Origin of the sequence: Streptomyces sp. NPDC092370 (genome assembly GCF_044755265.1) — a bacterium.
Classification (GTDB): domain Bacteria; phylum Actinomycetota; class Actinomycetes; order Streptomycetales; family Streptomycetaceae; genus Streptomyces.
Genome location: NZ_JBIVQO010000007.1, coordinates 78,481 through 99,301 on the forward strand (window position 1 = coordinate 78,481; position 20,821 = coordinate 99,301).

Sequence of the window (20,821 nt, forward strand, 5' to 3'; positions counted from 1 at the left end):
ACACATACGGACATGTCCCGTGAATCGGCTCCGGACGGGCGTGGTTTGCCGAGGTTCGTGAGGGAGCGGATCCCTGTACGCGCTAGCGTGGTGGGTGCTGACAGCGAGCCGTACCGGCTCGCGCGGGTGGTGCGGGAAGCAGGGGGAGACATGCGGGTCGGGGCGGGGTCGTGAGACTGCTGCACACGTCCGACTGGCACCTCGGCCGGGCCTTCCACCGGGTGAACATGCTCGGTGCCCAGGCCGAGTTCATCGGCCACCTCGTCACGACCGTCCGGGAGCGGGCCGTGGACGCCGTGGTGGTGTCGGGTGACGTCTACGACCGGGCGGTGCCACCGCTCGCCGCCGTCGAACTGTTCGACGACGCCCTGCACCGCCTCGCCGACCTCGGCGTGCCGACGGTGATGATCTCCGGTAACCACGACTCGGCCCGCCGGCTCGGCGTCGGCGCCGGGCTGATCGGGCGGGCCGGCATCCACCTGCGGACCGAGCCGTCGGCCGCCGGCACCCCGGTGGTACTGCCCGGCGCCCACGGTGACGTGGCCTTCTATGGCCTGCCCTACCTCGAACCGGCCCTGGTGAAGGACGAGTTCGGCGTGGAGAAGGCCGGGCACGAGGCCGTGCTCGCCGCCGCCATGGACCGGGTCCGTGCCGACCTCGGCACCCGCGCGCCCGGCACCCGCTCCGTGGTCCTCGCGCACGCCTTCGTCACCGGCGGCGAACCCAGCGACAGCGAGCGGGACATCACCGTCGGCGGCGTCGCCGCGGTGCCCGCCGGGGTGTTCGACGGCGTCGACTACGTGGCGCTCGGGCATCTGCACGGCTGCCAGACCCTCACCGACCGCGTCCGCTACTCCGGTTCCCCGCTGCCCTACTCCTTCTCGGAGGCCGCCCACCGCAAGAGCATGTGGCTGGTCGACCTGGCCGCGGACGGCTCCGTCGACGCCGAGCGCGTCGACTGCCCCGTGCCCCGCGCCCTGGCCCGGATCCGGGGCACCCTGGAGGACCTGCTCGCCGACCCGGACCTGGCACGGCACGAGGAGGCGTGGGTCGAGGCGACCCTCACCGACCCCGTCCGCCCGGCCGACCCGATGGCCCGGCTCACCGAGCGTTTCCCGCACACGCTCAGCCTCGTCTTCGACCCCGATCGCGACGAGGACGAGTCCGAGGTGTCGTACGCCCGGCGTCTCGCCGGCCGCAGCGACCAGGAGATCGCGGAGGACTTCGTCGCCCATGTGCGCGGCGCCGGACCCGACCCGCACGAACAGGGCGTGCTGCGGGACGCGTTCGACGCGGTGCGGGCCGACGAGACCGTGCGGGAGGTGGCCCGGTGAGGCTCCACCGGCTCGCTCTCACCGCCTTCGGGCCCTTCGGAGGCACCCAGACGGTCGACTTCGACGAACTGTCGGCCGCCGGGCTGTTCCTGCTGCACGGACCCACCGGCGCGGGCAAGACGTCCGTACTGGACGCCGTCTGCTACGCCCTGTACGGCTCGGTGCCCGGTGCCCGGCAGGGCGGCGGCCAGGGCACGACCCTGCGCAGCGACCACGCCGCGCCCGCGACCCGCACCGAGGTCGCCCTCGAACTCACCGTCGCCGGACGCCGCCTGGAGGTCACCCGCCGGCCGCCCTGGGAGCGCCCCAAGAAGCGCGGCACCGGCACGACACTCGACAAGGCCCAGACCTGGCTGCGCGAGTACGACCCGACGGCCGGCGCCTGGAAGGACCTGAGCCGTTCCCACCAGGAGATCGGTGAGGAGATCACCCAGCTGCTCGGCATGAGCCGGGAGCAGTTCTGCCAAGTCGTGCTGCTGCCGCAGGGCGACTTCGCCCGGTTCCTGCGCGCCGACGCCGAGGCCCGGGGCAAACTGCTGGGCCGGCTGTTCGACACCCGCCGCTTCGCCGACGTCGAGCAGCGCCTCGCCGAGCGCCGCCGCGTCACCGAGGCCCGGGTGCGGGACGGGGACGCGGAACTGCTGGCCGACGCCCACCGCATGCAGCAAGCCGCGGGCGACGCCATGGAGCTGCCCGAACTCGCCCCCGGCGAACCGGGACTCGCCGAGGCCGTACTGAGTGCCGCCGCCGTCGCCCGCAGCACCGCCCGCGAACAACTCACCGTTACCGCGTGCACGCTCACCGCGGCCGAGTCCGCCCAGGCCGCCGCCGGCCGCGCCCTGGACGACGTCCGCGAAGTGGACCGGCTCCAGCGGCGGTTCGCGCAGGCGCGGGAGCGGGCGGCACGCCTGGAGCACGGAGCCGAGGCCTACCGGCAGGCGCAGGCGCTCATGGAGCGGGCCCGCAAGGCCGAAGCGGTCGCGCCCGCCCTGGACCTGCGGGAATCCGCCGAAGCCGAACACCGCCGGGCCGCGGCCGCCGAGGCGCGTGCCCGTGCCCTGCTCCCGGAGACCTTCGCCGACGCGGGCGCGGCCGGACTCGCCGCCGCCGCACGCCGCGCCGCCGAGGAACTGGGCGGACTCGACTCGGCCCGCCGCGCCGAGCGGCGGCTGGCCGAACTCCTCGACGAACGCGCCGGTCTGAGCCGGCAGGAGCGCGCCGACACGGACCTTCTCCAGGAGGCGGACGCCTGGCTCGAGGGCTGGGAGGAGACACGCACCCGACTCCAGGACCGGGTGGAGGCCGCGCAGCAGGCCGCGGCCCTCGCCGAACAGCTCGCCGTGCGGCGCGAGCCCGCCCGGCAGCGCCTCCGGGCGGCCCGCCTGCGCGACCAGCTCGCCCAGGACACGGACCAGGCGGTCGACCGGGTCCGCACCGCGCAGGACCGGGCGCTGGCGGCCAAGCAGCACTGGCTCGACCTCAAGGAACAGCGCCTGAACGGCATCGCCGCCGAACTGGCCGCACACCTCACCGACGGCGAACCCTGCGCCGTCTGCGGCGCCACCGAACACCCAGCCCCGGCCCGCAAGGTCGCCGGGCACGTCGACCGCGAGGCGGAGGAGTACGCCCTCACCGCCTACCAGCGCGCCGACGAACAGCGCGCCGAGGACGAACGGAGCCTCGGCCTCGTACGGGAGGCACTGGCCGCCGCCACCGCCGAGGCCGGTGACACCCCCACCGATCGGCTGGCCGGGGAAGTCCAGCAGGTGGAGGAGGAGTACGCGCAGGCCCGCAGCGCCGCCGCCGAACTGCACGCCGCGCAGGAGCGGCTGCGCCAGGCCGGGCAGGAGCACGAACGGCGCCTCGCCGCCCGGCAGGAGGCCGCGGTACGGACTGCCGCGCGCGTCGGTCACCGGGAGCGGCTGGATCGCGAACGGGCCGCCCTGGAGGAGGAACTGGACCGGGCGCGGGGCTCCCTGGACAGTGTCGCCGCGCGAGCCGCACAGCTGGAGCGGCGGACCGTGCTGCTCACCGACGCCGCCGACGCCGCCCGCATCGTCGAGGACACCGCCCAGCGGCTCAAGGACGCCGACGCCCGGCTCGCCGACGCCGCCTTCCGTGCCGGCTTCGAAACCCCGCAGGCCGCGGCCGACGCCCTCCTCGACAACGCCGCCCACCGCGAACTGCAACGCCGGCTCGACGCCTGGCAGCACGAGGACGCCGCCGTACGGGCCGTCCTCGCCGAGGCCGACACGGCCGCGGCGGCCCGCGCGCCACAGGCCGACCTGGCCGCGGCACAACGGGCCGCCGACGAGGCGGCCCGGCGGCTGCGCGACGCCGCCTCCGCCCACGACGCCGCCGGCCGGCGCTGCGGGGAACTCGACCGGCTGTCCGCCCGGGCCACGGTCGCCGTGCGGCGGCTGGCGCCGCTGCGCGAGGAGTACGACCGCGTCGCCCGGATGGCCGGCCTCGCCGCGGGTACGTCGGCGGACAACGAACGCCGGATGCGCCTGGAGTCGTACGTTCTGGCGGCCCGGCTGGAGCAGGTCGCCGCCGCCGCGACCGTGCGGCTGCGCCGCATGTCGTCCGGCCGCTACACCCTCGTCCACTCCGACGACCGCACCGGGCGCGGCCGCAGCGGGCTCGGGCTGCACGTGGTCGACGCCTGGACCGGCCGCGAGCGGGACACCGCGACGCTGTCGGGCGGTGAGACGTTCTTCGCCTCGCTCGCCCTGGCCCTGGGACTCGCGGACGTCGTCACGGACGAGGCGGGCGGGGTGCGGCTGGACACCCTCTTCATCGACGAGGGCTTCGGCAGCCTCGACGACCAGACCCTCGACGAGGTGCTCGACGTCCTCGACTCGCTGCGCGAACGCGACCGCAGCGTCGGCATCGTCAGCCACGTCCCCGACCTGCGGCGGCGCATCCACGCCCAGCTCGAGGTGGTCAAGAGCCGGTCCGGGTCGGCGCTGCGCCAGCGCGGCGCCGGTTAGGGTTCAGCGGCAAAGGGGGCGCCGGGGGAGGGGTGAGGAGTACACCACGCTCGTGGTCACCGAGCCCAGCGCCCCGATCCACCCGGACACCTCCTTCGGCAGGGGCGCGAGCGCCGAGCCCCGGACCCTCTGACGGCCCCCCTGGACACCGGCCGCTGTGGCTGCCGAACCCCCGGTCGGCGGCCGCGAGTTGACCCTGTAGGTTCTGCGCCATGGTGCGATACGCGAGGCCGGGTGCGGTGGAATGGGTGGAGTCGGGCGGCGGGCCGCTGATAGCGGTACCGGAGACCGTCCTGCCGTTCTGGGCGGGCGCCGACGGCGAGGAGACGGCCTCGGACTACGACCGGGCCTGCGAGGTGGACGGCCACGTCGGTCTCCTCCCGGTCGGCGACTGCACCGCCCTGGTCCTGGGTGACGAGCCCGCCTCGACCGCCTATCTGCCCGACCACGGCATGTTCGTCCGGTGGTGCGCCGGCAACTCCGAGGACGAGCTCCTGGCGAGCGTCCCGCCGGCGACCGCCACGGCGGAATGGGGACCGGAGACGACCTGGAAGGTGCCCGGACCCGTCCGCCTCTTCGACGCGGCCTGGCCCGGGACGGGCCTCGCGGGCACCGACCAGGTACGGGTGGCCCTGGAACCGGGGAGATACGCGGTCCGCGCGGCGAGGGTCCAGCCGGGCCCGGAGACCTGGCTGGACCTGATCGAGCTGCGCCTCCTGGCGCCGCGGTAGCGACGCCCTTCAGGGGCGCCTACAACTGGGACAGTTCGTCCACCAGGTCGTCCAGCCCCAGCGAGCCCTGGGACAGCGCCGCCATGTGCCACGCCTTCGGGTCGAAGGCGTCGCCGTGCCGCTTGCGGGCGTTCTCGCGGCCCAGCAGCCAGGCCCGCTCGCCGAGCTTGTAGCCGATCGCCTGGCCCGGCATGGACAGGTAGCGCGTCAGCTCGCTCTCCACGAAGTCGGCCGGGCGGCTGCTGTGCGAGCCGAAGAACTCCTGTGCCAGCTCGGGTGTCCAGCGCTCCCCGGGGTGGAAGGGAGAGTCGTCCGGGATCGTCAGCTCCAGGTGCATGCCGATGTCGATGATGACGCGCACCGCCCGCATCATCTGCGCGTCCAGGTAGCCGAGCCGGCGCTCCGGGTCCGTGAGGAAGCCCAGTTCGTCCATCAGCCGCTCCGCGTACAGCGCCCAGCCCTCGGCGTTGGCACTCACCATGCCGACGCTCGCCTGGTAGCGGGAGAGGTCCTGCGCCACGTGCTTCCACTGGGCCAGCTGGAGGTGGTGGCCGGGAACGCCCTCGTGGTACCAGGTCGACACCAGGTCGTAGACCGGGAAGCGCGTCTCGCCCATGGTGGGCAGCCAGGTGCAGCCCGGGCGCGAGAAGTCGTCCGACGGCGGCGTGTAGTAAGGGGCGGCGGCGCTGCCCGGAGGGGCGATGCGCGACTCCACGCGGCGCACCCGCTCGGCCAGGTCGAAGTGGGTGCCGTCGAGCGCGTCCATCGCCTCGTCCATGAGGCTCTGCAGCCAGTCGCGGACCTCGTCGACGCCCTCGATGTGCGTGCCCCGCGCGTCGAGGTGGGCCAGCGCCTCCCACGGCGTGCCCGCACCCGGCAGGATCTTCTCGGCCTCGCTCCTCATCTCGCCGAGGAGGCGGTGGTACTCGGACCAGCCGTAGGCGTACGCCTCGTCCAGGTCGAGGTCGGTGCCGTTGAAGTAGCGCACCCAGCGTGCGTACCGCTCCCGGCCCACCACGTCCGGCGCGCCCTCGGTCGCCGGGGCGTACACGTCCCGCATCCAGTCGCGCAGCCGGGCGACGGCCTCGGTGGCCGAGCGGGCGGCGGCATCCAGCTCGGGCCGCAGGGACTCGGGGCCGGCGGCCGCGTACTGCTCGAACCAGCCCTTGCCGTCCGCGCCGGCCCACTCGCCGAGCTGCTCCACGAAGGTGGCGGTGGCGCGCGGCCCGCCGTACAGCTTCCGCTCCAGTCCGAGCGCGAGGGACCGGCGGTATCCCTCCAGCGCGTCCGGGACCGCGCGCAGCCGCTCGGCGATCGCCGCCCAGTCCTCCTCCGACTGCGCCGGCGTCACGGTGAACACCTGCCGCACCGCGTGGGCGACGGAGCTCAGGTTGCTGACGGAACGCAGGCTCTCGTCGGCCTCGTGCACCATGAGCTCGGCGCTGAGCCGCTCGCGCAGCAGCCGCGCGCAACGTCGTTCGATGTCACTGTCCGCGCCGGGCAGCCGCTCGGCCTCGTCCAGCCGGGCCAGCGTCCGGCGTGCCAGCTCCGCGAGCGCCTCCTGACCCGCGGGCGAGGTGTCGGGCAGCCTGCTCGAACTCTCCTTGTCGCCGAGGAACGTACCCGTGATCGGATCGAGGGCGACGAGCTCGTCGACGTACGCGTCGGCGACCTCACGGGGCAGCGGGCTCTTGATCTCAGACATGCGGCCATCCTCGTACGACGGACCGCACACGTCACGCGGATTGAGCCGAGGGCGAAGGCGGCAGCAGCGGCCCGCACTCCCACTGCTGGAAGATCAGCCGGGTCTCCACCCGTGCCACTTCCCGACGCGAGGTGAACTCGTCCAGCACCAGCCGCTGGAGATCGGCCATGTCGGCGACCGCGACGTGCACGAGATAGTCGTCGGGGCCGGTCAGATGGAAGACCGTCCGTGACTCCGGCAGGGCCCGGATCCGCTCCACGAACGGCCCCACCAGCTCCCGCCGGTGCGGTCGGACCTGCACCGACAGCAGGGCTTCCAGGCCCCGGCCCAGCTTGGCCGGATCCAGCTCCAGCCGGTGACCGAGGATCACGCCCGAGCGGCGCAGCCGCGTGACCCGGTCCAGACAGGTCGACGGTGCCACCCCGACCTGTGCGGCGAGATCCCGGTACGTCGCCCGGGCGTCGTTCTGCAACAGCCGCAGCAGATGGAGATCCACCGGATCCAGTACGACGGATTCAGCCATGGGCCGAACGTAGCACGGCATATCGCGCCGACGGCCCGGCCCATGTTCACCCTTGCCCACCATGGACATGGACACAACGAGCACGCGCGCTTACGACGACGTACGCACCGCCCCGCGAGCCCTCGCCACCGAGGCCGTGCACGCCGGGCGGGACGACCTCGCCCGGCAGGGGCTGCACGCCCCGCCGATCGATCTGTCCACCACCTACCCGTCCTACGACAGCCGCGCAGAGGCGGCCCGCATCGACGCCTTCGCCACCACCGGCGCCGAGCCCGACGGCCCGCCCGTCTACGGACGGCTGGGCAACCCGACCGTCGCCCGCTTCGAGACGGCCCTGGCCCGCCTGGAGGGCGCCGAGGCGGCGGTGGCGTTCGCCAGCGGCATGGCGGCCCTGAGCGCCGTCCTCCTCGTCCGTGGCTCGATGGGCCTGCGGCACGTCGTCGCCGTCCGCCCCCTCTACGGATGCAGCGACCATCTGCTGACCGCCGGGCTGCTCGGCTCGGAGGTGACCTGGACCGACCCGGCCGGGGTCGCGGACGCGCTGCGCCCGGACACCGGTCTGGTCCTGGTCGAGTCCCCGGCCAACCCCACCCTCGCCGAGGTCGACCTGCGGGCCGTCGCCCATGCCTGCGGCTCGGTGCCGCTGCTCGTGGACAACACCTTCGCCACACCCGTTCTGCAGCGCCCCGCGGAGCAGGGTGCCCGGCTGATCCTGCACAGTGCCACCAAGTACCTCGGCGGGCACGGAGACGTGCTCGCGGGCGTCGTCGCCTGTGACGAGGAGTTCGCCGGCCGGCTGCGCCAGGTGCGTTTCGCCACGGGCGGCGTCCTGCACCCGCTGGCCGGTTATCTGCTGCTGCGCGGCCTGTCCACCCTGCCCGTGCGGGTCCGGGCGGCCTCCGCCACCGCCGCCGAACTGACCCGCCGCCTGGCCGCCGATCCGCGGGTCGCCCGGGTGCACTACCCGCGGATCGGCGGCGCCATGGTCGCCTTCGAGGTGCACGGCGACCCGCACGAGGTCATCGCCGGCGTCCGTCTGATCACTCCGGCGGTGAGCCTCGGCAGCGTGGACACCCTCATCCAGCACCCGGCCTCCATCAGCCACCGCATCGTCGACGCGGACGACCGCAGGGAAGCGGGGGTGAGCGATCGGCTGCTGCGCATGTCGGTGGGCCTGGAGGACGTGGAGGACCTGTGGTCGGATCTCGACCGGTCCCTCTCCGGCCCCCCTGGGGGCGCGAGCGGCCGCGCGACGAGCCGCAACGCGCCCGCCCCCGTCGCCTGACGACGACGTCTACGGCGCGGAGGTGCTTCCCAGGCCCTCCGCGCCCGACGCGACGACCTCACCCAGCCGTGCCGTGATGACCAGCGTCCCCTCCTCGACCTGATAGTCGAGAGGCAGTCCGAGCCCGCGCATCGCGGCCACCATCGCCGTGTTGGACGCCTGCGTCACGGCATACACACTCGAGCAGCCGGCCTCGGCGGCCATCCCGACCAGCCGCCCCAGCAGTTGTGCCCCGACGCCCCGCCGCTGCCACGCGTCCTCGACGAGCAGCGCGACCTCCGTCTCGTCCCCGTCCCACAGGAGGTGACCGAGCCCGACGATCCGCCCGGAGGCCGTCTGCACGGCGAGGGTGCGGCCGTGCCGCGGACCGAGCAGGTGGTTGAGGTACCGGTCGGCGTCACGCACGGGCCCGTGATAGCGCAGCTTCAGCGTGTGCGGGGAGCACCGCTCGTGCATCGCCCTGGCCGCTTCGAGGTCGCGTGTGTCGGCCCGCCGCACGGTGATGTCGCTGCCCTCGGCGAGCGTGAGCTCGTCCCGCCCCTGCGGGAGGCGCGGCCCGAGCCGGGCGTCCAGTTCCACCAGGGCCCTGGCCCGGGCGAACTCGGTCGGTGTGAACGGCAGGTACGGCCGCTCCACGGTGATCACTCCGCCTTCGGGGGCGCGCAGCCGCATCACCGTGCCGTCGAGGGCGCCCTCCACCGGAAGGCCGCCCGGTGCCCGGCCGGCGTCGGCCGGAGCGGGCTGGGAACGGATCGTGCACCGGCCCAGCAACTGCCGCAGGGCGAGCGGAAGTTCCGCCGCGTCCAGGGCGGTGCGGGCGGCCAGCCCGAGGATTCGGGTCGGCGCGTCCACCAGGTCGTGGGCGTCGGCCCGCTCGATCCAGGTGTCGGCGCCACCGGCCGACTCGACGGCCGCGGTGATCCCGGCCGCCGGCAGACCGGCCGGGCCCCGCAGCAGGAACTCGTCGACCGTGCCCTCGGCCAGCGGGTGCGTCTGAAGGCTCAGGATGTCGACGCGCTGCCCGGCCAGGGCCGCGCAGAGGGCCGCCAGAGATCCCGGTTCGTCCTGAACCGTGGTCCGCATCCGCCACAGGGTGTTCGCCCCCGGCACCGGCTCCGGTGCAGGGGACCCGGTATCACGCGTCGGCGGTGCGTGTTCGTGGCGTCGTGTTCGCCGGGTCCGGAACGTCTCGGTGATCCGCTGCCACGGTGTGGCGGGGCGGCAGTCGGCGTCGTGGTGCGGTACTTGAGTCACTTCTCGCGTCATGCACCCACTGTGAAGGAACGGTGTTGCCTGATCGAGAACGCTTTGTGACTGGCGGGTAAAGGGCCGAGTTTCCCCCCTTTGTCGATGCTTCAAACGTTGCGTTCCGTACCTACTGGCCGACCCGGCCCGGCTGGAGCACCTGCGTGAACAGCACGGTGCCGTCCTGCTCCCGCAGACGGACCGTCAGTTCACCGCTGTGGCCGTCGATGTCCACCTCGCCGAAGAACTGAAAGCCCCCGGCGGGGGAGACATTGGCGGTCGTCGGTGCCTTCACGAACACCCGGTCCGGGCCGAACGTCGCGTCCAGCGCGTTCGCCGGGAAGGCGCCGGCGTTGAGCGGACCCGAGACGAACTCCCAGAACGGCTCGAAGTCGCTGAAGGCGGCCTTCGACGGCTGGTAGTGCTGCGCCGAGGTGTGGTGCACATCGGCGGTCAGCCACACCGTGCCCGTGATCCGCCGGTGCTTGACGAACCGCAGCAGTTCGGCGATCTGCAGTTCGCGGCCGAGCGGCTTGCCGGGGTCGCCCTGCGCGACGGCCTCGATGTTCGGCGCGTCCGGGACGACCAGGCCGATCGGCATGTCGGAGGCGATCACCTTCCACACGGCCCGGGAGCGGGACAACTCGCGCTTGAGCCACTCCAGCTGCTCGCGGCCGAGGATGCCCTGTGGGTCGACGGGCTGGTCGTCCGGCGAGTTGGCGTTGCGGTGGGTGCGCATGTCCAGGACGAAGACGTCCAGCAGCGGACCGTGGTGCTGCACGCGGTACACACGGCCGTCGGGGCGGCGCAGCGTGGAGATCGGGAAGTACTCCGAGAAGGCCTGGCGGGCACGGGCGGCGAGCACGTCGACGCGCTTCTCGGTGTACCGGGCGTCGGTGAGGATCTCGCCCGGGTACCAGTTGTTGGTGACCTCGTGGTCGTCCCACTGGACGATGGAGGGGACCCGGGCGTTGAAGGCCCGCAGGTTCTCGTCGAGCAGGTTGTACCGGAAGTTGCCGCGGAACTCCCCGAGCGTCTCGGCGACCTTGGCCTTCTCTTCGGTGGTGATGTTCCGCCAGGTCCGGCCGCCGGGCAGGGCCACGGTCTCGGTGATCGGGCCGTCGGCGTAGATGTTGTCGCCGCTGCACAGGAAGAAGTCCGGGTCGAGGGCGGCCATCGCGTTGTAGATCGTGTAGCCGCCGAAGTCCGGGTTGATGCCCCAGCCCTGCCCGGCCAGGTCGCCGGACCAGACGAACCGCACGCCGTCGCGGCGCTTGGCCGACGCCGTGCGGAAGGTGCCGGTGACCGGCTCGCCGGTGCGGCGCGGGTCGTCGGGGTCGGCCAGCAGCACGCGGTAGTGGATCTGCTCGCCGGACGGCAGGCCGCGCAGCCGGGTCGTGCCGGTGAAGTCGGTGCCCGGACCCAGCAGCGGGCCGTTCCACCTGCGGGGGGCGCGGAACGACTCGGTCGCCGACGTCTCGACGATCATCCGGGCCGGACGGTCGGAGCGCACCCACACCAGCCCGGAGTCGCAGGTCACGTCTCCCGCCTGCACACCCCATCCCGCCCTCGGACGCCCCGAGCGCGCGAACGCGGGCGCCGCGCCGAGAGCGGTGGGCAGGGACAGGGCCGCAGACGCGGCGAGGGAGCCACGCAGGACGCTACGGCGCCCGGGCAACGGACGGTGTGACATGGATGTGCCTCCAGGGACTCGATCCGGCCAAGTGTGCAGAGCCACACCTACTGGCACGCCGCAGCGCACACACGAACCCCAAGTGAACAACTGACCGCAGGGTGAGGGAACCGGCGAACCGGCCGGATCACCCGGTCGCGGCCTCAGCCATCAGCCGTACGCCCTCGGCGATCCTGGCGGGCGGCACATGGGCGTACCCCAGGACGAGCCGAACCGCCTCGGCGCCCTCCGGTTCGGTCCGCGTGTGGGCGTACGCCGACAACGGGCGTACCGCCACCCCCGCTTCCGCCACACGCGCCAGGAAGCGCTCCTCGGGCCCGTACCGACCCGGCAGAGTGGCGATCACATGCAGGCCCGCGGCGATCCCGGATACCCGCGATCCGGGGAAGTGCGTGTCCAGGGCGGCGACCAGCGCGTCACGCCGCTCGCGGTAGGCGCGCTGGCAGCGGCGCAACTGGCGGTCGTAGTCGCCGCGTTCCAGGAAGCGGGCGAACACCGCCTGGTCCAGGGCCGGGTGACCGAGGTCCATGGTGCGCTTGCGTTCCACGATCTCCTGCGCCCAGGACTCCGGCACCAGCAGCCAGCCCAGCCGCAGGCCCGGGGCCAGGGACTTGCTGACCGAGCCCGTGTAGGCCACGCGGTCCGGGTCGAGGCCCTGGAGCGCGCCGACGGGAGCGCGGTCGTAGCGGAAGTCGCCGTCGTAGTCGTCCTCCAGGACGATGCCGTCCACGGACCGCGCCCAGTCCAGCAACTCGGCGCGACGCCGGGCCGAGTAGGCGATGCCGGTGGGGAACTGGTGGGCCGGAGTCGTCACCACGGCCCGTACGCCCGACGCCCACAGCGCCTCCGGCGCGACCCCCTCCTCGTCCACCGGCAGCGGTACGGCCCTGACCCCGGCCGCGCCGTACAGGGCGTCGTGCTGGGGACTGCCCGGGTTCTCCACGCCGACCGCGCGCACCCCGCGCGTGTGCAGCGCGAAACCGAGCAGGGTCGTCGCCTGGGCCACCCCCGAGACGACCACGATCCGTTCCGGATCGGCCACCACGCCCCGCCGCCGGGCGAGCAGTTCGGCCAGGGCGGTGCGCAGTCGCGGCAGCCCGCGCGGATCGGGGTAGCCCAGCTCCTGGTGCGGCAGTTCCGCCAGCACGCCGCGGTGCGCGGCGGCCCACGCCGCGCGCGGGAACAGCGCCAGGTCCGGTGTCCCGGGCACGAAGTCCGCGCGGGAGCCGGGCGACCGGGGAGCGAGGTCGTGCGCCCGCGGCTGCGCGGCCCGAACGGCCGCGCCCACCCACGTCCCGGCGCCCCGGCCGCTGCGCAGATACCCCTCCGCCGTCAACTGCTCGTACGCCTCCGTGACCAGCCCGCGCGACACCCCGAGGTCCGCCGCGAGATCCCGGCTCGACGGCAGCCGGGTGCCCGGCGCGAGCCGGCCCGAGCGGACCGCCTCACGCAGCGCCGCCTGCAGGGAACGGCCCCGCGTGCGTGCCGGTGCCGACGCGGCCGGGAGCAGCAGTTCCCAGGCGGCGGACGCGGCACCGTCGCCCGGGTCGCTCTGCGGTGGCCTCATGAGGGGAGACCATAAGGGCTCCGCCGCCCCCGGTGCGGGGTCAGCGGCTGCCGTCGAGCACCACCCGGGCCACCAGCGCCGGGTCGTCGTTCATCGGGACGTGGCCGCAGCCGGGCAGTCGCACCAGCCGGGCCCCGGGGATGACGCCCTTGGCGCGCACGCCCTGGCGGGGGATGAGCAGCCGGTCCCGGTTGCCCCACGCCACGGTGACCGGCGTGCCCACGATGTCGTCGGTGAACTGCACGGTCCGGCCGGAGCGCAGTGTCTCGGAGAACCCCTGGGCCCGGGCCAGCGCGAGCGTCTCGGCGACCACGGCCTCGGGTGACCGGCGGCCCGGGCGGGCGTAGATGGTGCTCGTCAGCAGGGTGCGGCCGATGGCCGGGCGGGCCAGCCGCTCGACCAGCGGCGGCGGCATCCGCCGGGCGATCTGGCGCATCGTCATCAGCACCGTGAAGGCGTAGCGGCGCTCGGCCGCGTTCCAGAATCCGGCGGGGGACAGGGCGGTGACCGAGCGGACGAGTCGCGTCCGGGCCAGGTCCAGGGCCAGCAGGCCGCCCAGCGAGTTTCCGGCCACGTGCGGCCGTTCGATCTCCAGCGCTTCGCACAGCGCCGTGAGGACCGCGCTCATCGTGGGAAGGTCGTGCGCCATGCCGTCCGGCAGCGCCGGCGACTCGCCGCAGCCGGGCAGGTCCACGGCGATCACATCGCGCTCGGCCGCCAGCGCGGGGATCACCGGGTCCCACACCTGACGGTGGTGACCGATGCCGTGCAGCAGGAGGAGCGGCTCGCCGCTGCCCCGGCGCGTGTAGGACAGGGTCACGCTCTGCTCGCCCTGCGGGGAGGCGACTGTGAAGGAGACGGTGGCGGACATGGGTGCTCCTCGGCTGTACTTGCTGACGGACGCCGTAGACAGCTTGTCAGCAATTGCTACCGCCGGGTAGCCCCGTGGTGGCGTCACCTACACGACCCCGGGCCGCTCAGCGGGACCGGCGCACCTCCAGGTTGAAGTCACCGTGCCCGAACGACTGGAAGAGGCCGGCCCACAGGGGCAGCCACATCTCCACGGCGCGGGCCGCCCGGATGCCCCCCAGGTCGAGCACGCGCCCGGCCGGCCAGCCGAACTCCCCGAGCAGGGCCGTCACCCGCTCCCTGGCGCCCGGATCGTCCCCGCAGACGAACACGTTGTGCTCGCCCGGCACGCGGTCCGGTTCCACCATCACCCGGCAGTTGACCGTGTTGAGCGTCTTCACCACGCGTGCCCGCGGGAACGCCCGCTGGATCTGCTCACCCACGCTGTCCGACCCGACGGGGGACAGCCGCAGCTCACCCTCCTCGAACGCCAGCGGATTGGACACGTCCACGAGGATCTTCCCGCCGATGTTGTCCGGCCCGGCCGCCTCCAGCGCGGCGAGCGCCACCCGCCCTCCGACCGCGTTCACCACGACCTCCCCGAACTCCGCCGCCTGCGCGAACGTCCCCACGCCCGCACCGGGACCCGCGGCGGTGGCCCACTGCACGGCGGCGGTGTTGTCCCTCGTGCGCGAGCCCAGCCGCACCTCGTGGCCCAGCTCCACCAGCCGTCCGCCGAGCGTGCGCCCGACCTGTCCCGTGCCCAGCACCGCGTACCGCATCGCCACCTCCGCAGCCGTGCCGCCGTTCACCGGCGTCCTATCGGCCAGTCTGTCCGGGAAGGGGCGGTTCCGCCTGGACAGGGCCGCAACGGTGGGCTGGGATGGGGCCGTGACCACCGAGACCGCGACCGACGTCTTCGAAGCGCACCGCCCCGTCCTGCTGGGCGTCGCGTACCGCATGCTGGGGCGCGTGGCCGACGCGGAGGACGTGGTCCAGGAAGCCTGGCTGCGCTGGTCCGGCGCCGCTCGCGACGACGTGCGCGAACCACGCGGCTACCTCGTGCGGATCACCACCCGGCTCGCCATCGACCGGCTGCGCCAGATCAAGGCCCGCGGCGAGACGTACGTCGGCCCCTGGCTGCCCGAGCCCTACGTCACCGACTTCGGCGACACCGTTGCGGACACCGCCGAGCGGGTCGTGCTCGCCGACTCCGTCTCCCTCGCCGTCCTCGTCGTACTGGAGTCGCTGTCACCGCTGGAGCGGGCCGTGTTCGTCCTGCGCGAGGCCTTCGGCTTCCCCTACGCCGACATCGCCGCCATGCTCGGCCGCGGCGAACCTGCGGTGCGCCGGCTGGCCGTGCGGGCCCGCAAACACGTCGAGGAGCGGCGCCCGCGCTACGAGGTCGACCCCGCCCGGCGCCGCGACCTCACCGAGCGGTTCCTCGCCGCAGCCGCCGACGGTGACCTCGAAGGTCTGATGGCGCTGCTCGCCCCGGAGGTCCGGCTCGTCGGCGACAGCGGCGGCATGACGCGGGCGCCGCTGCGGGTCCTGCGGACCGCCGACAAGGTGGGCCGCTTCCTCGTCGGTGTGGCGAGCAAGGGCGTCCCGGACTTCTCCGTCCGTTTCCTGGAGCTCAATGGCGGCCCGGCCGTCCTCGTCCTGTCCGGCGGCAGGCCCGACTCCGTCTTCCAGGTGGACGTCGCCGACGGCCGGGTCCAGGCCGTCTACATCATCCGCAACCCCGACAAGCTGCGGTCACTGGCCGCCGCGTGAACCGCAGGGACCGCGCCCGCCGAGGCTCGTCCACGGGCCGTGAACGTTCCCGGCCATTGGTCTTGACCAAGGATCAGGGCCGCCCTATGGTCGCAGAGAAGTGCAACAACCTTTAATAAACAAGGGCGCTGAAACGCCGCCGGCCACGGCGATCGCGGAGGACAGGGTGGGGACCACGCAGCTGGAATCGGTGCAGGAACCGAAGTACTGGCATCTCAAGACGGTGCTCAGCCAAGCGCTCGACTCGGAGTTCTCGGTGGGGGAGATCCTTCCCAACGAGCGCGACCTCGCCGCCCGCTTCGGCGTCGCCCGCGCCACGCTCCGCCAGGCCTTGGAGCAGCTCGAACTCGAAGGCAGGCTGCAGCGCCGCCGAGGCGTCGGGACGACCGTCGCGCCGCCCCGCATGGGCGTCTCGCTCGGCACCGGCCCGCACACCTGGCCGGGCGGCCCCGAGGACGCCTGGCAGCCCGTCGACTGCACGGCGGCGGTGCCGCCCGCTGCGGTCGCCGAGGCGCTGGAGACCGGCAGGGAGGAGCCCGTGCACGTCGTGCGCCGCTCCCGTGTCTCGCACGGCCGGCCCGTGGCCGCGGAACTGCTCTACATCCCCCAGCCCTCGGTACCCGACCTCTCCGGCATCGACGCGCCGTCCGCAGCGGCACGCGCGCGTGCGGTGCTGCGCGAGCTGCAGCAACTGGAGCTGGAGCGGCAGGAGAACGCGGTGGAGCTCGGCTCCGCCGGCGCCGACGACGCGAAGGAGCTGGACCGGCTGCCCGGAGCGCCCGTGCTGGTGGTGACCACGCGGTTCGTCGCCGGGGGGCGGACGGCCGCGTTGTCGGTGGCGACGTATCGCGCTGACACGTGCCGACTCACCTTCGGTGACTCGGGGGGTGTGGAGATCCACGCCGGGCTTCAGAAGCAGGCGTCCTGACCCCGGCGCCGTGGGGTGCGGCGAGGGGTCGCCGGCCCGTCGTGCTCGTCGCGCGGTTCCCCGCGCTGCCGGGGGCGTTGTCGCTCAGGGACGTTCGACCGTGAAGAGCTGTTCCTCCACGTGGTCCAGGGCCAGGCGCAGGGCGCCCGTCGCCACTGCCGCGTCTCCCAGGCCGGAGAGGGTCACCTCCGGGGGGCGCAGGCAGTAGCGGGCGAGTTCCCGGCGCAGGGGTGGCAGGACGCCGTCCAGACCTGCCGCCCAGCCGCCGATGACGACCAGCTCCGGGTCCAGGGCGAGGACGAGGGCCGCCACATCGTGGACCAGGCGCTGGATGAAGCGGTCGACGGCCGCGCGTGCCCGCTGGTCGCCACCGCGAGCCTGCGCGAAGACCTCGGCGACGGCCTGCTCGTCGAGCGGGTGCAGGGGCTCGTCGGTAGTCGACAGGAGCGTCTCGGGCGTCACCCCCCGGCCCAGCAGATGCAGCGCGCCGATCTCACCGGCCGCTCCGCCGTAACCCCGGTGCAGCCGGCCCCCGATCAGCGAACCGGCACCCGGGCTGAGCCCGGCCAGCACGAACACCACGTCGTCCGACTCGGTGGCGGCTCCTTTCCAGTGCTCGGCGACGACCGCGGCGTTGGCGTCGTTCTCGACCAGCACCGGGCACGTGAACGACCGGCTCAGCCGCTCGCCCAGCCGCAGCCCCGTCCACCCCGGCAGCGCCGTGCCCAGCCGCACCGTGCCGTCCGCTTCGACGATCCCGGGCGTCGCCACGCCCACGGCCCGCAGCGAGCCGCGTGCGACCCCGGCCCGCCGCAGCAGCTCCGCGACGGCCCCGCGCAGCCGCTCCAGCCGCTCGTCGGCCCCCGCCGTCTCGGGAACCTCCTTGGCCTGGGCGCCGATCACCCGGCCGTCCAGGCCGGACAGCAGCGCGGCCACCCGGTGCGCCCCGATCTCCAGCCCCAGCAGATACCCGGCCTCCGCCCGGAAGCGGAAGCGCCGCGCCGGACGTCCCTGCCGCCGGGCAGCGCCCTCCTCGGCAGGCTTCTCGACGACGAGCCCGGCCTGGATGAGCCCCTCGACGACGCCCTCGACGGTCGGCCGGGACAGCCCCGTCACCCGGGTGATCTCGGTCAGCGTCGCGCAGTCCGTGGCACGCAACGCGTGCAACACCACCGCGGAGTTGATCCGTCGCAGCAGCGAGGGGTCCCCGCCGGTCAGCCGCCCCACCGTCCGTCCTCCCAGGTCGTGCGCGTGTTGGCCGGATCGTACTTCGGTACGGCACACCCCGGCGAGGGCCAGGCGCCCCGGCTCTCGCGATCAGCCCGGCGCCACGAAGCCCGACTCGTACGCCGCGATCACCGCCTGGGTGCGATCGCGCGCCCCCAACTTCGCCAGTACCGAGCTGACATGCGACTTCACGGTCTCGGTCCCCACGATCAGCCCGGCGGCGATCTCCGCGTTCGACAGGCCCCGCGCCATGAGCCGCAACACCTCGGCCTCGCGCTCGGTGAGCTGGGCCCGCTCCAGCAGGGCCCGAGCCGCACGGTTCCCTCCGGTGTCGCCGTACTCGGCGGCGAGCTGCCGCACCGAGGCCGGGAACAGCAGCGACTCACCCTCGGCGATCAGCCGCACCGCGTGCACGATCTCGGCGGGCCGGGCACGCTTCAGCAGGAACCCGTCGGCTCCGGCCCGCAGCGCCTCGTACACGTACTCGTCGTTCTCGAAGGTCGTCACCACGAGGATCCGGGGCGGCTCGTCGACCGTCCGCAGCAACGCCCGGGTGGCCTCGATGCCGTCGAGCAGCGGCATCCGGACGTCCATGGCGACCACGTCCGGCCGCAGCCGCCGTACGAGCGGGATCACCGCCGCCCCGTCGGCGGCCTCCCCGACGACCTCGATGTCGGGCTGCGCCTCCAGCACGGCCCGCAGACCCGCGCGCACGAGGGGTTCGTCGTCGACGAGGAGAACGGTGACCGGCATCGGACCAGCGTAGATCAACTCAGCGGTAGCTCGACATGGACCTGCCAGTCGCCTTCGTCGGGGCCGGTCCGGGCCCGCCCGCCGAGCAAGGCCGCGCGCTCGCGTATGCCGCGCAGCCCGCTGCCGCGCCCGGGGCCCGGCACCGGAGCCGTCAGGGGATTGCGTATCGAGAGGACGAGGGTGCCGTCGGCGACCTGGACGCGTACGTGTGCCGGGACCGTCCCCGCGTGCCGCAGCACGTTGGTCAGGGCTTCCTGGAGGATCCGGTATCCCTCCCGGGACACCGGCCCCGGCACGGTGTCCACCGGGCCCGTCACCTCGGCGTCGACCTTCGCACCGGAGGCACGTGCGGACTCCAGCAACCGGTCGGCGTCCGCCAGCGTCGGCCTGCCGCTCACCGGTTTCTCCGACTCGCGCAGGACACCCAGTACGCGCTCCAGGTCCTCCAGGGCGGCCCGGCCGGTCTCTTCGATGGCGCTCAGCGCCCGGTCCGTGAACTCCGCGTCACCGGCCGCCCGAGCCGCCCCGGCCTGCACCACGGCGACCGTGAGCGCATGCCCGATGGAGTCGTGCAACTCGCGGGCGATCCGCGTGCGTTCCAGCAACTGGTCGGTGCGCGCCTCCAGTGCCGTCATCCGCTCGGTGGGCGAAGGCCCGAGAAGCCGTTCGGCCAGCGCGGTGATGCAGTGGCCTGACCACACCACGACCACGGGGAGCAGAATCAACGGCGCGGGTGCCGCCACGGCGTGCCACCAGCGGTTCTCCTCGACGGTCACGAATCCGTCAGCGAAGGGTCCAAGACCGAGCCCCGTCGTCAGCAGGTCGACCGCGAAAAGGGGCAACTGAACGGAGAGATGGGCCACGACCCAGCCGAAGACGAGCCGCGTCTCCAGCCACACCACGGTCCGCCCGCGGTCCCCCCACGTGACCGACGGGGTGGTCACGATCTCCGCGCTCTCACCCTCCTGCCGGTGGTCGGTCAGCAGCAGCCTGGCCTGAAACCCCTCCACCACGCGCGTCAGGGGCACGAGGCCCGCGAGTCCGAGCAACAGGGCGGCCGTGACCTGGGTCCACCACGCCTCGTCGATGAAAATCCACAACGACGACCACACGATGCCCACCATCAGGTGCAGCCATCGTTTGTACGTCACCGCCCGCGTGAGCGGGCGCAGCATGCGGACCATTGCGCCATCGTGGCAGCCGTCACCGGCAACGAGCCTCCCCCGGGCGGGGGAGAGGATCTCCACCGCCGGGGGAGGCCCCGCCCCAGATGAACGGTCAGGCTGCTGCCATGACCAGCATCGAAGTCCAGAACCTCACCAAGGAGTACGGCGGTAAACGAGCCGTGGACTGCCTCACCTTCCGGGTGCTGCCCGGCCGCGTCACTGGCTTCCTCGGCCCCAACGGCGCCGGCAAGTCCACCACCATGCGACTGGTGCTGGGCCTCGACCGGCCGACCACCGGTTCCGCCACGGTCGGCGGCCGCGCCTACCCGGCCCTGCGCGAACCCCTGCGGCACGTCGGCGCTCTGCTCGACGCACAGGCCGCGCACGGCTCCCGCAGCGCTCGCGACCACCTCCGTGTCCTGGCGGTGAGCAACCGCATCCCGGACCGCCGGGTCGACGAGGTACTGGAGGAGACGGGCCTGGCGTCGGTGGCCCGGCGCCGGGTGCGGACGTACTCCCTGGGCATGCGCCAGCGCTTGGGCATCGCCGCCGCCCTGCTGGGCGACCCCGAGGTGGTCATGCTGGACGAGCCGTCCAACGGGCTCGACCCCGAAGGCATCGTGTGGGTCCGGCAGCTGCTGCGCCGGCTCGCGGGGGAGGGACGCACGGTCCTGGTCTCCAGCCACCTGATGAACGAGACCGCGTCCTTCGCGGACCACCTCGTCGTCCTCGGCCGGGGGCGACTGCTGGCCGACACCCCGATGCGGGAGTTCATCCACGCACGCGTGCGGCCCCGAGTACGTGTCCGCACGAGCGACCCCGTGGCGCTGAGGAGCGCGCTCGCGGAGCACGGCCACGAGGCCGTGGAACACGTGGACGGGCACTGGACCGTGGACCACGCACGCGTGGACGACATCGGCCGCCTCACCTCCCACGCGGGCGTGCCGGTCCTGGAACTCGCGCCCGAGGAGGGCACGTTGGAACAGGCCTATTTCGATCTCACCTCGGCTGAAGCCGAGTTCACCGCGCAGCCACAGGAGGCCTGA

General features: G+C 73.6%; 17 protein-coding genes and 1 pseudogene. 7 read left to right on the forward strand and 11 right to left on the reverse strand.

Annotation, left to right across the window (positions count from 1 at the left end; all coding sequences use genetic code 11):
• The first annotated feature begins 170 nt into the window (after positions 1-170).
• Together ACIQHQ_RS21765 and ACIQHQ_RS21770 are read left to right on the forward strand one after the other, a co-directional pair.
• Positions 171-1,334: an exonuclease SbcCD subunit D gene (locus ACIQHQ_RS21765; protein WP_402613680.1), complete on the forward strand. Its 1,164-nt coding sequence runs from the start codon at positions 171-173 to the stop codon at positions 1,332-1,334.
• Entirely contained in the window at positions 1,331-4,327 is a 2,997-nt protein-coding gene (locus tag ACIQHQ_RS21770) for an AAA family ATPase (protein ID WP_402613683.1), read from the forward strand. Before ACIQHQ_RS21765 ends, ACIQHQ_RS21770 begins: the two co-directional genes overlap by 4 nt.
• 3 nt (positions 4,328-4,330) lie before the next feature.
• Here the strand turns inward: ACIQHQ_RS21770 and ACIQHQ_RS21775 are convergent.
• Positions 4,331-4,423, reverse strand: a pseudogene (locus ACIQHQ_RS21775) (Lrp/AsnC family transcriptional regulator); the annotation flags it as partial.
• Between the two features lie 116 nt (positions 4,424-4,539).
• Between ACIQHQ_RS21775 and ACIQHQ_RS21780 the strand changes: the two are divergent.
• Entirely contained in the window at positions 4,540-5,058 is a 519-nt protein-coding gene (locus ACIQHQ_RS21780; RefSeq protein WP_402613686.1) for an immunity 21 family protein, read from the forward strand.
• 19 nt (positions 5,059-5,077) lie between these two features.
• On the opposite strand, the gene ACIQHQ_RS21785 is transcribed toward ACIQHQ_RS21780, so the two are convergent.
• Together ACIQHQ_RS21785 and ACIQHQ_RS21790 are read right to left on the reverse strand one after the other, a co-directional pair.
• Positions 5,078-6,763 carry a DUF885 domain-containing protein gene (locus ACIQHQ_RS21785; RefSeq protein WP_402613689.1) on the reverse strand — a complete coding sequence of 562 codons (1,686 nt, stop codon included), beginning with the start codon at positions 6,761-6,763 and terminating at the stop codon, positions 5,078-5,080.
• Positions 6,764-6,794: 31 nt separating this feature from the next.
• A complete protein-coding gene (locus tag ACIQHQ_RS21790) occupies positions 6,795-7,286 on the reverse strand; it encodes an Lrp/AsnC family transcriptional regulator (RefSeq protein WP_283970851.1) in 492 nt (163 codons plus the stop codon).
• A gap of 67 nt (positions 7,287-7,353) precedes the next feature.
• Here ACIQHQ_RS21790 and ACIQHQ_RS21795 point away from each other — a divergent pair, with 67 nt between their 5' ends.
• Positions 7,354-8,571 carry a trans-sulfuration enzyme family protein gene (locus ACIQHQ_RS21795; protein ID WP_402614503.1) on the forward strand — a complete coding sequence of 406 codons (1,218 nt, stop codon included), beginning with the start codon at positions 7,354-7,356 and terminating at the stop codon, positions 8,569-8,571.
• 9 nt (positions 8,572-8,580) lie between these two features.
• On the opposite strand, the gene ACIQHQ_RS21800 is transcribed toward ACIQHQ_RS21795, so the two are convergent.
• The 5 genes from ACIQHQ_RS21800 to ACIQHQ_RS21820 form a co-directional block, all read right to left on the reverse strand.
• Positions 8,581-9,837, reverse strand: coding sequence for a GNAT family N-acetyltransferase (locus ACIQHQ_RS21800; protein ID WP_402613693.1), 1,257 nt, complete (start codon positions 9,835-9,837; stop codon positions 8,581-8,583).
• A gap of 109 nt (positions 9,838-9,946) precedes the next feature.
• Positions 9,947-11,509: an alkaline phosphatase D family protein gene (locus ACIQHQ_RS21805; RefSeq protein ID WP_402613695.1), complete on the reverse strand. Its 1,563-nt coding sequence runs from the start codon at positions 11,507-11,509 to the stop codon at positions 9,947-9,949.
• Positions 11,510-11,636: 127 nt separating this feature from the next.
• Positions 11,637-13,076 carry a PLP-dependent aminotransferase family protein gene (locus tag ACIQHQ_RS21810; protein WP_402613697.1) on the reverse strand — a complete coding sequence of 480 codons (1,440 nt, stop codon included), beginning with the start codon at positions 13,074-13,076 and terminating at the stop codon, positions 11,637-11,639.
• 40 nt (positions 13,077-13,116) lie between these two features.
• Positions 13,117-13,947 carry an alpha/beta fold hydrolase gene (locus ACIQHQ_RS21815; RefSeq protein ID WP_402613700.1) on the reverse strand — a complete coding sequence of 277 codons (831 nt, stop codon included), beginning with the start codon at positions 13,945-13,947 and terminating at the stop codon, positions 13,117-13,119.
• Positions 13,948-14,053: 106 nt separating this feature from the next.
• Positions 14,054-14,707 carry an NADPH-dependent F420 reductase gene (locus ACIQHQ_RS21820; RefSeq protein WP_402614506.1) on the reverse strand — a complete coding sequence of 218 codons (654 nt, stop codon included), beginning with the start codon at positions 14,705-14,707 and terminating at the stop codon, positions 14,054-14,056.
• A gap of 109 nt (positions 14,708-14,816) precedes the next feature.
• On the opposite strand from ACIQHQ_RS21820, the gene ACIQHQ_RS21825 reads away from it, so the two are divergent.
• A complete protein-coding gene (locus ACIQHQ_RS21825) occupies positions 14,817-15,701 on the forward strand; it encodes an RNA polymerase sigma-70 factor (RefSeq protein ID WP_402613703.1) in 885 nt (294 codons plus the stop codon).
• Positions 15,702-15,867: 166 nt separating this feature from the next.
• Positions 15,868-16,629, forward strand: coding sequence for a GntR family transcriptional regulator (locus ACIQHQ_RS21830; protein WP_402613705.1), 762 nt, complete (start codon positions 15,868-15,870; stop codon positions 16,627-16,629).
• A gap of 84 nt (positions 16,630-16,713) precedes the next feature.
• Here ACIQHQ_RS21830 and ACIQHQ_RS21835 read toward each other — a convergent pair whose 3' ends face one another.
• The 3 genes from ACIQHQ_RS21835 to ACIQHQ_RS21845 all read right to left on the reverse strand — a co-directional run bounded on the left by ACIQHQ_RS21835 (position 16,714) and on the right by ACIQHQ_RS21845 (position 19,793).
• Entirely contained in the window at positions 16,714-17,856 is a 1,143-nt protein-coding gene (locus ACIQHQ_RS21835) for an ROK family transcriptional regulator (protein ID WP_402613708.1), read from the reverse strand.
• A gap of 90 nt (positions 17,857-17,946) precedes the next feature.
• On the reverse strand, positions 17,947-18,609 hold the full coding sequence (locus ACIQHQ_RS21840) for a response regulator (protein ID WP_402613710.1): 663 nt from the start codon (positions 18,607-18,609) through the stop codon (positions 17,947-17,949).
• 14 nt (positions 18,610-18,623) lie between these two features.
• The gene (locus ACIQHQ_RS21845) at positions 18,624-19,793 is read right to left on the reverse strand and encodes a sensor histidine kinase (RefSeq protein WP_402613713.1); all 1,170 of its coding nucleotides are present in this window, start codon (positions 19,791-19,793) and stop codon (positions 18,624-18,626) included.
• A 107-nt stretch (positions 19,794-19,900) separates the two neighbouring features.
• Here ACIQHQ_RS21845 and ACIQHQ_RS21850 point away from each other — a divergent pair, with 107 nt between their 5' ends.
• Positions 19,901-20,821 (forward strand): ABC transporter ATP-binding protein, encoded by a 921-nt coding sequence (locus tag ACIQHQ_RS21850; protein WP_402613715.1) that lies wholly within the window; start codon positions 19,901-19,903, stop codon positions 20,819-20,821.